Here is a 10,434-nt window from a genome sequence, read left to right as displayed (position 1 = left end):
GGACAGGCCTCCCACGGCCTCTCCCGGGAGCGGTGCCGGGCCGCTCGCCCTGCCGGCTGCCGACGCCGAGATCGGTACGGCGGCAACCGCTAACGTGTCCAGCGACAACGGTGAACTGCGGTGTATCGGAGACGGAGTTGGCGGAGCGGCTGATCGGGCAACGCCCCACGCTCGAGGATGTGGCACAGAGGGCAGGGGTGTCGAAGTCCACGGTGTCGCGGGTGATCAACGGCGAGCCGAAGGTGCGGGCGGAGGTCGCCGAACGTATCCGGGACGCGGTGGCGGAACTCGGCTATGTACCGAACCAGGCCGCCCGACGGCTGGTCACCCGCCGCAACAACGCGGTCGCCGTGGTGGTCACCGAACCACAGAACCGCCTCTTCGTGGACCCCTACTTCGACTGCCATCTCCGCGGCATCCGACAAGAACTCGTGCAGCACGGCGCCCAGCCCGTACTTCTGTACATCGAGGAACCGGACGACTATCCGCGGGTCGGCGAGTTCCTCGGCGGCGGTCATGTCGACGGTGCCCTGCTGTTCTCCTTGCGCGCCGACGACCCGTTGCCGGACATGGTCGAGCAGATGGGGCTGCCCGCTGTCTTCGGCGGACGTCCGGCGCTCGGCTCCGGACACCGCGGCGACGTCTACACGTACGTCGATGCCGACAACCGTGGTGGTGCCCGGGACGCCGTCCGGCACCTCGTGACGCTGGGACGCCGGCGCATCGCGACGATCACCGGGCCGCTCAACCAGGCGGCCGCGATCGACCGACTCGACGGCTACCGCGACGTCCTCCTGGACGCTCCGCCCCGACTGCTCGCCGAGGGTGACTTCACGTTGCAGGGCGGCGCTGATGCCATGGCCCGGCTCCTCGAGCAGGCACCGGATCTAGACGCGGTGTTCGTCGCCTCCGACCTGATGGCCTCCGGTGCGCTGCGGACCCTGCGCGAGCAGGGGCGTACCGTGCCGGGGGACGTGGCCGTCGTCGGCTTCGACGACCTCACGCCCATCGCCGAGACCACGGAGCCACCGCTCACGACGGTGCACCAGGACATCGAGGAGATGGGACGGCTGATGGCGCGGCTTCTGTGCGACTGGACGTCGCACCAGCCCGTGCGAGGGGAGGGCCCCCGGTCCCTGCCGTCAGTGGTCACCCCTACACGACTGGTCATCCGGAATTCGACCTGAGCTGTCGCCTGTTGCGGTACCGCTCTGCTGCCGCTCCGCGAGACCTGCCCGCCCTGTGCCCGCGCGGGACTCGTGGGACGGTTCCGTCGGATGGTTCCGTTCGGGGCGGCGGAACCCGGCGAAGCGATGCCCATAGGCTGATCCCCATGTCAGTGATCCGACTCCTCGTGCTCGGCGCGGTCCGTCAGCACGGGCGGGCGCACGGGTACCAGGTGCGCAACGACCTGGAGTACTGGGGCGCGCACGAATGGTCCAACGCCCAGCCCCAAGCCGGCGCCTGTGGTGTGGCGAAGCGGACGTGACGGAGGAGCCTGTCTACGACCGCTACGGTCTGGGCACCGTACCGAGAGGGCTGGGTCATCAGGTGGCAGGCACCTCACGAACCAGCAGGTACTTCGCGCCCGCGCGCCTTGGCCGGTCCAACTGGCTGAGGCGCGCACGTCTGCAGCCGAGGAGAAACCGTATGCGTCCAGTCGCGTCCGTGCAGGTCCTTCTGACCCTTCTGCTCCTATCGGCATGCTCTGCTCAAGCCGAGGACAGTGCTCATCCCGCCGCCTCCGCCTCCGCGGCAGCCAAAGCGCCCTCGGGTTCAGCTTCCCCGAAGAGTCCCCAGGACTCTCTCGCTCTCCCGCGGAAGCCCGACTTCCTCGTCCCTGTCACTCAGGGAAGTCGCAGCGAAGACCTGCCGGCTTTCACGCCGACGGAAGGCGCCTACAGCATTCACGCTCTATGCACCGGCAAGGGCACCGTGAGCATCCAGTACGGCTCTCACGATGAAGATCCCAGCAAGGTCAAATGCGGCAACCCGGTGACCGTCGGCCGCGTCTACACCGATCGCGGAAAGCCGGAGAGCCTCTCCGTGCAGGTTGACGGGTCCGACATCCAATGGGCCGTAGCAGTCGTGGCGGGAACATCAGCTGTGTGACGCTCGACTTGATCGATGAGCCCCGCGTACCAAGCGCGCCGGTTGCTGCGTGAAACCGCGGCACGGGCGCCCGTCAGGAGACTTCAGTCGCTTGTTGCGGCGGAGCTCCGCGGGCGCTTTCCGTTGTCCGTGCGGATGCCTCCCGGCGGGCCGGCGTCCGCTCGCCCCAGCGCACGGCCGGCACCATGCCCAGGCCCGCCGCGACGAAGAGGGCGCCGAGCAGGATCCAGCCGGGCGCGCCCCAGTGGACGAGCAGCCCGGTCAGCGCGAGCGGGCCCACGAGCTCGGCCACCGTCAGCCCGGACCCGAAGAACGCCTGGTACTGGCCGTGCTTGCCGTCCGGGGCGAGCCCGAAGCTGATCTCCCAGCTGCCGGCCATCGACAGCATCTCGCCCACCGTCTGCACCCCCGCGGCGGCGACCAGCAGCAGCACCGCCGACCAGGCGGAGCCGCCGCTGCCGGAGAAGGCGAACACGGCACAGCCCGCGCCGAGCAGCAGCGCGCCGCGCACCACGTACCGGGCCGCGCTCGACAGGTCGGTCACACCGCGCGCCACCCGCACCTGGAGGACCACGACGGTGAGCGTGTTGAGTACGAACATCACCGACAGCACCCACTTCGGGGCCTCGGTGTGTCCGACGATCCACAGCGGCAGCGCCACGTCGATCAGCGGCATGTGCAGCACGAGGACCAGGTTGAGCAGGCTGACGGCGACGTAGGGCCGGTCCCGGAACACCGACTTCGTCCGCTCGCCCGCCGCGGGCGCCGGGGTGGGGGCAACCGGCGGCACCTGCCGGAGCACCGAGGCCCCCACGGCGAAAGCCACCGAGTTGAGCGCGAACGCCGCGAGGTAGGCCCCGTGCGTGTCGAACAGCAGCACCACGCCGCCGAGCGCGGCACCCAGCGCGAGCCCGGCGTTGTAGCCGGCCTGCAGGACGGCGCGGACCTTGGTCAGGTTCTCCTTGGGCACCACCCCGGCGAGCAGCGCCTGCTGGGCCGCGGAGCCGGCGCGCTGCCCCACCGCGTACAGGCAGGCGGCGAGCACGAACAGCGGGAAGGAGCGCACGACGAGGTACGAGCCGACGGCCAGCGAGGCGCACAGGAAGAAGAAGACCGCCGCCCCCCGCGGCCCGCGCCGGTCGGTGACATGCCCCAGCGGCACGCTCAGGGCCAGGGCCACCGTCCAGGCGATGGTCAGCCCGAGGCCCAGCTGGGCCGCGGACAGGCCGACGACCTGGGTGAAGAACAGGGCCGCCGTCACGTAGTACGCGCCGTCCCCGGTCCTGCTGATCAGCTGGGCCAGGGCGAGCGTACGTGCCGGTCCGGCCGGAGGGGCCAGGCTCGGCTTGTTCATATGACTCCTTGCGCGGGCCCGCCGGGGGTGTGGGCTCACTGTTGCGGTGGGACGGTCAGGGGGGGATCGGGGCCAGCGCTTCCACGGCCGCCGTGACCTGGGCGGGGTCGTGCAGCGCGCAGAGCGCGAAGCGGATGAGTGGGGCAGCCGGAGGTCCGGCGGCCGGGCCCCGCCCCTCCGCCTTCTGTCCCGAGGGCGGCCGAGGGCCCGGGTTCGTCTCGGTCGGCGTCGCACCGTGAGCCAAACACACACGCGACGACGCCCCAACGCTTTTAGCCCCCGCTAAAACGATCCCGGACACCCGCCCCTCGGCGGTACGGCCGAGCCGGTTCCGCGGGCGCCGCTCAGGCCGAGAGGCGACGGCCGCCGGCCGGCACGGCACCCTGTACGAGGGACTCGCCCGTCTCGGTGAGCGAGTGGATGACGCGCCGGCCCTCACGTCGGCTCGTCACCAGGTCGCACTCGCGCAGCACGGCGACGTGCTGGCTGATGGCGCCGGGGGTGACGCCGATCGCCGCGGCGAGGTCGCCGGTGGAGGCGGGCACCAGCAGGGCTTCGAGCACCGCGGAACGGACGCCGCCGAGCAGCGCGGCCAGCGGGCTCGGCTGGTCCGAGGCCCAGCGGTGCCACAACTCCTCGACGCCCGGCCGGGGATAGACGATCATCGACTGCTGCGGCGGCGTCATGGTGAGCACTTCCGGCCCGCAGAACACGCTCGGTACGAGCACGATGCCCCGGCCGCCCAGGTCCTCCTGGTAGTCGTAAGCACTGCGCACGGTGAGCTTCTGGTCCCGCCAGGCGATCCGGGGGTGCAGCGAGGAGAACACGGGGGCCGCCCCGGACTTCTCGATCACCTGCATTCGGGAGCGGATGTCGGACTGGAGGCTGCCCTGGAGCCGCCGCCAGTGCGGTTCCAGCGTCAGGCGCCAGTACGTGTGGAGCTGCTCCGCGATCCGGGCGACGGCCTGTTCCGGCTGAGCGAGCATCTGACGGTGCAGGGGCGCAGCCTCCTGCCGCCAGGCTGCGGGTGTACCGGGGTCGGCGGCCATCCAGGACACCTCGGCCACGAAGTGCTCGCTCGGGGTCGAGCGCACCATCTCCAGCTCTTCGGTCATCTTGTGCGGCCCGGAGCCGTCCGGCGGCGGGGTGAGGAAGTCCGGGATGTAACCGGTGGGCGGGATCAACGCGCGTAGCGACAGCAGATCGACGGTCCTGAGCTTGGCGCGGACGTCGTCGGCCCACGGCTGATGCCGCCTTCTGCGTTCCGCCGAGGCCAGCATCCGAATGCTGTAGACCGTCTCGCCCAGCGGAGAGAGCGAGAATCTCACCCTTGTCATGTCGTCCGCGGTCGCCGAGAAGCGGATCACTGGGTCCCCCATCCCCGTTGGTGTCCCTCCGGCCGATGGCGGAGAGACACATAGGAACCATAAATCCCCGTCCTGGTCCTCGCGGCTCCCGGGTGGCGCGATTTCGAGCACGCTTCCCGGAGCGTCGTACGCACCGATGTTCACCCTTTGCATCACCGACCGTCACGCACCTCTGGGCGCTTCAACACCCGGGGCGCGTGCACTGAGTACGGACCACGAGATCTTCCGCACGCTGACGGAAAGAGGCCCGCCGGTGCCGCTGCCACTTGACTCCGCCCTCCGGTGGTCGTGCGCCGCGGCGCGGCGCGGTGCCGTCGCCCTCGTGCTCGCCACGGCGTTCGGCACGACTGCCGCGACGGTGACGACCGCTCAGGCGCTCACCCCCGAAAGACCGGTTGCGGCGTCATACGACACGGCGTCATACGACGCTGCCTCGCGCGGCGCTCCGGGAGCGGGCCGCCCCGCGCACGGGCTGATCCCCAGCGTCCCCGGGCAGTCCATCGTCACCGACGAGCGGCGGACGCCGATCGCACCCGGCCTGAGCCTCACCCGCTTCGACCGGTTCGGGACCGCCGGGTGGGTCCGGGGGCAGGTGCTGGTCGCGGACCTCGCCGAGGACCGGCTGAGCGTGGACCACATCTCCTCCGGCACGGTCACGGGCAAGTCCCGGGTCACCGAGCAGGCCGCGCGCACCGGTGCCGTCGCCGCGGTCAACGGCGACTACTTCGACATCAACGACACCGAGGCACCTCTGGGCGCGGCCGTCTCCCGCACGGGCGGACTCGTCAACTCGCCCACCGCGGGCCGCAATCAGACGGTCGCCATCGGCACGGACGGAATCGGCAGACTGGCCCAGGTGTTCCTGGAGGGCCGGGTCACGGTCGACGGCACCCGGAACCTGAGGCTGTCCGGCGTCAACTCGCCTGCTCTGGCAGCCGGCGGCATCGGTCTGTTCACCGACCAGTGGGGCCCGTCCCCGCGCACCAAGCCCGTGAACGGCGCCGGCCGGGTCGCCGAGGTGTGGCTGCGCGACGGCAAGGTAACCGACGTACGGACGGCCGTCGGCGCCGATCCGATCCCCGCAGGCGCCAGTGTGCTGATCGGCCGGGAAGCCGGAGCCGACGCGCTCGCCGCGCTCGTGCCGGGAGAGACCGTCGACGTCGCCTACCGCCCACGCGCCGACTTCGGCGAGGTGGCGGTCGCCGTCGGCGGCGGCCAGGTCCTCGTCTCCGACGGCGTGGTGCAGCACTTCACCGACGGCGACACCGTCACCGCCACCTCCCGGACCGGCGTGGGCTTCTCCGCCGACGGCCGCACCATGTACCTGGTGGCGATCGACGGCAAGCAGACCGACAGCCGTGGCATGGACCTCAACGAACTCGGCACCTTCATGAAGGGCCTGGGTGCCGTCGACGCCCTGAACATGGACGGCGGCGGCTCGACCACGATGGCCGCCCGGCTGCCGGGTGAGAACGTGACCGGCCTGGTCAACAGCCCCTCCGACGGTTCGGAACGGCCGGTCGCGAACGGACTCGGGCTGTTCGCGGCCCCCGGCTCGGGCACCGTGCACGGCCTGCGCGTGCTGCCCGCCCTGTCGGCCGCCGGCTCCGACCGGGTCTTCCCGGGACTGCACCGCACCGTACGCGCCCTCGCCCACGACGAGACGTACGCGCCCCTGCCCGTCGGCCGGGTCCGGTGGCGCAGCGCGGACGGCCGGGTCGCGGTCGACGCCCGCGAGGAGGGCGCCGCCCTCGTCACCGGCAGGCGCTCCGGCAGTGCGCGCGTCGTGGTGTCGTCCGGCCCCCGGGCCACGGGCACGGCGGCCCTGACCGTGCTCGCGCCCGCCGTGCGGATCGCCCCGAACAGCACGCTGCTGGCACTGAACGGCGTCGGGGGCGAAGCGCGCCTGACCGTACGGGGCTACGACGCCCTCGGTGACTCCGCGCCCCTCGACGCGTCCGACGTCGAGGTCACCGGCGGCGCGGGCGTGGTGTCGGTGCGCCCCGCGAGCGACGCCACCTTCACCGTGCGGGGGCTGGCCGACGGCGCCTCCGCCACGCTGCACCTGAGGGTGGGCAGGATGACCGCGGACGTGGCGGTCACCGTCGGCCTGGCCGAGACCACGTTCGCGGATCTGTCCGACGCCGCGTCCTGGACCTCGGCGCACGACCGGGCCCCCGGCGGCTCGGTCGCCCCGGCCCCCGGCCACGACGGCGCCCCCGGTCTGACTCTGACGTACGACTTCACCAAGTCGACGGCCACGCGCGGTCAGTACGCGGTGCCCCCGCAGCCGATCCCGCTGCCCGGCCGGCCCCAGGCCGTCACTCTGTGGATCGACGGTGACGGCAACGGCGAGTGGCCGCGGTTGCAGTACCGCACCGGCTCCGGCGTCACCGCCAACCTCGACGGCCCCCTGATCACCTGGACCGGCTGGCGCAAGGCCGAGTTCCCCGTGCCCACGGGCACCGTCTACCCGCTCACCTTCCAGCGGGTACGCCTGCTGGAGACCAGTGCCGCCCGCTCCTACACCGGCGCCGTCACCGTCAGCGACCTGCGGGTCGAGATCGCGCCCGATGTGCAGTTGCCCGTTCCGCCGAAGATCACCGACCCGGTCCTGGTCACCGACGGCACCGTCGACGACCGGCCCCTGCGCGTCGCGGTGATGTCCGACGCCCAGTTCGTCGCCCGTGACCCGGACAGCCCGCAGGTCCAGGCGGCCCGCCGCACTCTCGCGGAGATCGCGGACGCCGAACCGGACCTGCTGGTCGTCGACGGCGACTTCGTCGACGAGGGCTCGCCCGCGGACTTCACGCTCGCCCGCAAACTGCTCGACGAATTCGACGCCCGCACCGGGCACAGCGTCCCCTGGCACTACGTACCCGGCAACCACGAGGTCATGGGCCCCGGGACGACGGTGAACTTCAGCGCGGAGTTCGGGGACACCACATCGGTCTTCGACGCCGAGGGAACCCGCTTCATCACCCTCGACTCCTCCAGCGGCACCCTGCGCGGCGGCGGCTTCACCCAGCTCCAGCTGCTGCACGACCAGCTCGCGGCGGCGGCCGCCGACCCGTCCGTCAGCGGTGTCGTGGTGTTCGAGCACCATCCCACCGAGGATCCGCTGCCGGACAAGGCCAGCCAGCTCGGTGACCGCAAGGAGGCCGCCCTGGTCGAGCAGTGGCTCGCCGGCTTCCGCGCCCACAGCCACAAGTCCGCCGGGTTCGTCGGCGCCCACGCCGGCGTCTTCTCCGCGGCCTCGGTCGACGGCATTCCCTACCTGGTCAACGGCAACTCCGGCAAGAACCCGGCCGGCACGCCCGACGGCGGGGGCTTCACCGGCTGGACGATGCTGGGCATCGACCCGGCGGAAGGCCGCGTCGGCGACGCGTTCCACGTGCCGTCCGACGACTCCGAGAGGTGGCTGCGGGCGGAGGTACACGCGCGCGTCGACTCGGTGACCCTGGACGCACCGGACACCCTGGAGACCGGCGAGCGGGCCAGGGCATCGGCCACGCTCACGCAGGACACCACCCGCACCGTCCCGGTCGCCTGGCCGGTCGGCGCCGACTGGACCGGGACCCGCGTCGACCTGCCGGGCGGCGACCGCGGCCACGGCACACCGGTCGTCTCCTACGACCCGGCCACCGGCACGCTCGTCGCGCGCCGGGCCGGCACCGCGGTGCTGCGGGTCACCGTGAACGGCGTCACCGCCGAGCACACGATCACCGTGCGCCGGCGCTGACCGTCCGCCGACGGGCCCACCGCCTCCGTCGAAGACCGGCCACCGTCCGGTTCCGTGAGTCTTGACGGCCCACGGGTTCGGCCCAACAATCGCCTCTGCATTGACAGTTCGCCATTGCGATTTCTGCTTTGCATGCTCTTCTGCAATTGTTCGGCATTTCGACCGGTGAAACTGGTTCGGCATTTCGATCGAACGTCGTCCGACATGCCGAACGCACGGCACCCGCAGCGCCCTACCAGAAGACGAAGAGGTCAACCGTGTTATCAAGACTGAGAACCGCGACCCTGGCGGCCCTGTCCGCGCTCGTCACCCTCCTCGCGCTCGCCGTCGGCCTGCCCCAGGCCCAGGCCGCGAGCTCGCTGCCCTGCGACATCTACGCCGCCGCGGGCACCCCGTGCGTCGCAGCGCACAGTCTCGTCAGAGCGCTCTACTCCTCGTACAACGGCTCGCTCTACCAGGTGCAGCGGGCCTCCGACGGCGCCACCACCAGCATCGGCCTGCTGGCCGCCGGCGGCTACGCCGACGCGGCGGCCCAGGACTCCTTCTGCTCCGGCACGACCTGCATCATCACCCAGATCTACGACCAGTCGTCGCGCCACAACGATCTCACCGTCGAAGGGGCCGGCGGGGCCGGAGCAGCCGATGTCGGCGCGCCCGCGGACGCGCTGCCGGTGACCGTCGGCGGACACCAGGTCTACGGACTGGAGATCTCGGCCGGCATGGGCTACCGGGACAACTCCACCTCGGGCGTCGCCGTCAACGGCCAGGCCGAGGGGATGTACATGGTGACCTCAGGAACCCACGTGAACGGCAGTTGCTGCTTCGACTACGGCAACGCCGAGACGAACAACAAGGACACCGGCAACGGTCACATGGACGCGATCAACTTCGGCACCGAGTGCTGGTTCTCGCCCTGCTACGGCCAGGGCCCCTGGGTACAGGCAGACCTGGAGAACGGCCTGTTCCAGTCCGACTCCGGCTACAGCAAGAACACGTCCAATACCGGAACGGGGCCGTTGCCGTTCGTGACCGCGTTACTGAAGAACAACGGCCAGAACCATTTCGCGCTGAAATACGGCAATTCCCAATCCGGCGGCCTGACCACGACATATTCCGGCGCGGAGCCCACCGCCGGCGGATACTCCCCCATGCACCAGGAGGGCGCGATCGTCCTTGGCACCGGCGGCGACAACAGCAACGGCTCCATCGGATCCTTCTTCGAAGGGGTCATGACGTCCGGCATCCCGACGGACGCCGCGGACGACTCCGTGCAGGCCAACATCGTCTCCGTCGGCTACGGCGGCGCGACCGGCAGCACCGGCTCGCTGACCCCGGGTTCGGAGATCTCGCTGCGCGCCACCACCTCGTGCTGCACGACCGACTACATCCGCCACCAGAACAACGCGGCAGTCGTCTCCCCGGTCACCTCCAGCAGTTCGGCGCTCGACAAGAGCGACGCGACCTGGATCGTCCGCCGGGGCCTGGCCGGCAGCTCCTGTGTCTCCTTCGAGTCGCGCAACTACCCCGGGGACTTCCTGCGGCACTCCAACTTCCGGCTCTACCGCCAGCCCATGGACGGCACCGCACAGTTCAGAGCCGACGCGACGTTCTGTCCGACGACCGGCAAGAGCGGCACGGGCAGCTCCCTCGCGTCGTACAACTACCCGACCCGGTTCATCCGGCACTACAACCTCAACGTCTACATAGCGAGCAACGGAGGCTCGAACGCCTGGGACAGCGCCACCTCCTGGGCGGACGACGTGAGCTGGGCCGTCAGCCAGCCCTGGGCTCCGTAGGCCCTTCTGTCCGGTCCCTTGAGGCGAAGGGACACACGTGGGAGCGGCTGCTTCGTGTGATGC

6 protein-coding genes and 1 pseudogene are annotated in these 10,434 nt (G+C 71.0%); 5 read left to right on the top strand and 2 right to left on the bottom strand.

Annotation, left to right across the window (positions count from 1 at the left end):
• The first annotated feature begins 179 nt into the window (after window positions 1–179).
• From ABT085_RS37785 to ABT085_RS37775, 3 genes and pseudogenes are all read left to right on the top strand, one after another.
• A complete protein-coding gene (locus ABT085_RS37785; RefSeq protein ID WP_351618820.1) occupies window positions 180–1,187 on the top strand; it encodes a LacI family DNA-binding transcriptional regulator in 1,008 nt (335 codons plus the stop codon).
• A 146-nt stretch (window positions 1,188–1,333) separates the two neighbouring features.
• Window positions 1,334–1,453: pseudogene (locus ABT085_RS37780) on the top strand (PadR family transcriptional regulator); the annotation flags it as partial.
• A 482-nt stretch (window positions 1,454–1,935) separates the two neighbouring features.
• The gene (locus ABT085_RS37775) at window positions 1,936–2,112 is read left to right on the top strand and encodes a hypothetical protein (RefSeq protein ID WP_351618817.1); all 177 of its coding nucleotides are present in this window, start codon (window positions 1,936–1,938) and stop codon (window positions 2,110–2,112) included.
• 73 nt (window positions 2,113–2,185) lie between these two features.
• Here ABT085_RS37775 and ABT085_RS37770 read toward each other — a convergent pair whose 3' ends face one another.
• Together ABT085_RS37770 and ABT085_RS37765 are read right to left on the bottom strand one after the other, a co-directional pair.
• Complete coding sequence (locus tag ABT085_RS37770) at window positions 2,186–3,466, bottom strand: MFS transporter (protein WP_351618815.1); 1,281 nt, start codon at window positions 3,464–3,466, stop codon at window positions 2,186–2,188.
• Window positions 3,467–3,810: 344 nt separating this feature from the next.
• The gene (locus ABT085_RS37765) at window positions 3,811–4,803 is read right to left on the bottom strand and encodes an ArsR/SmtB family transcription factor (RefSeq protein WP_351618812.1); all 993 of its coding nucleotides are present in this window, start codon (window positions 4,801–4,803) and stop codon (window positions 3,811–3,813) included.
• Window positions 4,804–5,086: 283 nt separating this feature from the next.
• Between ABT085_RS37765 and ABT085_RS37760 the strand changes: the two genes are divergently transcribed.
• Both ABT085_RS37760 and ABT085_RS37755 read left to right on the top strand, forming a co-directional pair.
• Window positions 5,087–8,575, top strand: a complete 3,489-nt coding sequence (locus ABT085_RS37760) for a phosphodiester glycosidase family protein (RefSeq protein ID WP_351618810.1) — start codon at window positions 5,087–5,089, stop codon at window positions 8,573–8,575.
• A gap of 257 nt (window positions 8,576–8,832) precedes the next feature.
• A complete protein-coding gene (locus ABT085_RS37755) occupies window positions 8,833–10,371 on the top strand; it encodes an alpha-L-arabinofuranosidase B (RefSeq protein ID WP_351618808.1) in 1,539 nt (512 codons plus the stop codon).
• The last annotated feature ends 63 nt before the right edge of the window (window positions 10,372–10,434 follow it).

Origin of the sequence: Streptomyces sp. NPDC002265 (genome assembly GCF_040296125.1) — a bacterium.
Classification (GTDB): domain Bacteria; phylum Actinomycetota; class Actinomycetes; order Streptomycetales; family Streptomycetaceae; genus Streptomyces.
Note: the sequence above shows the minus strand (reverse complement) of the source record. Positions and strands in the feature narration are given on the sequence as shown.

Excerpts from the sequence above, each read along its gene's own strand:
- ABT085_RS37770 (WP_351618815.1), bottom strand. The coding sequence starts at position 3,466 with ATGAACAAGCCGAGCCTGGCCCCTCCGGCCGGACCGGCACGTACGCTC.
- ABT085_RS37765 (WP_351618812.1), bottom strand. The coding sequence starts at position 4,803 with ATGACAAGGGTGAGATTCTCGCTCTCTCCGCTGGGCGAGACGGTCTAC.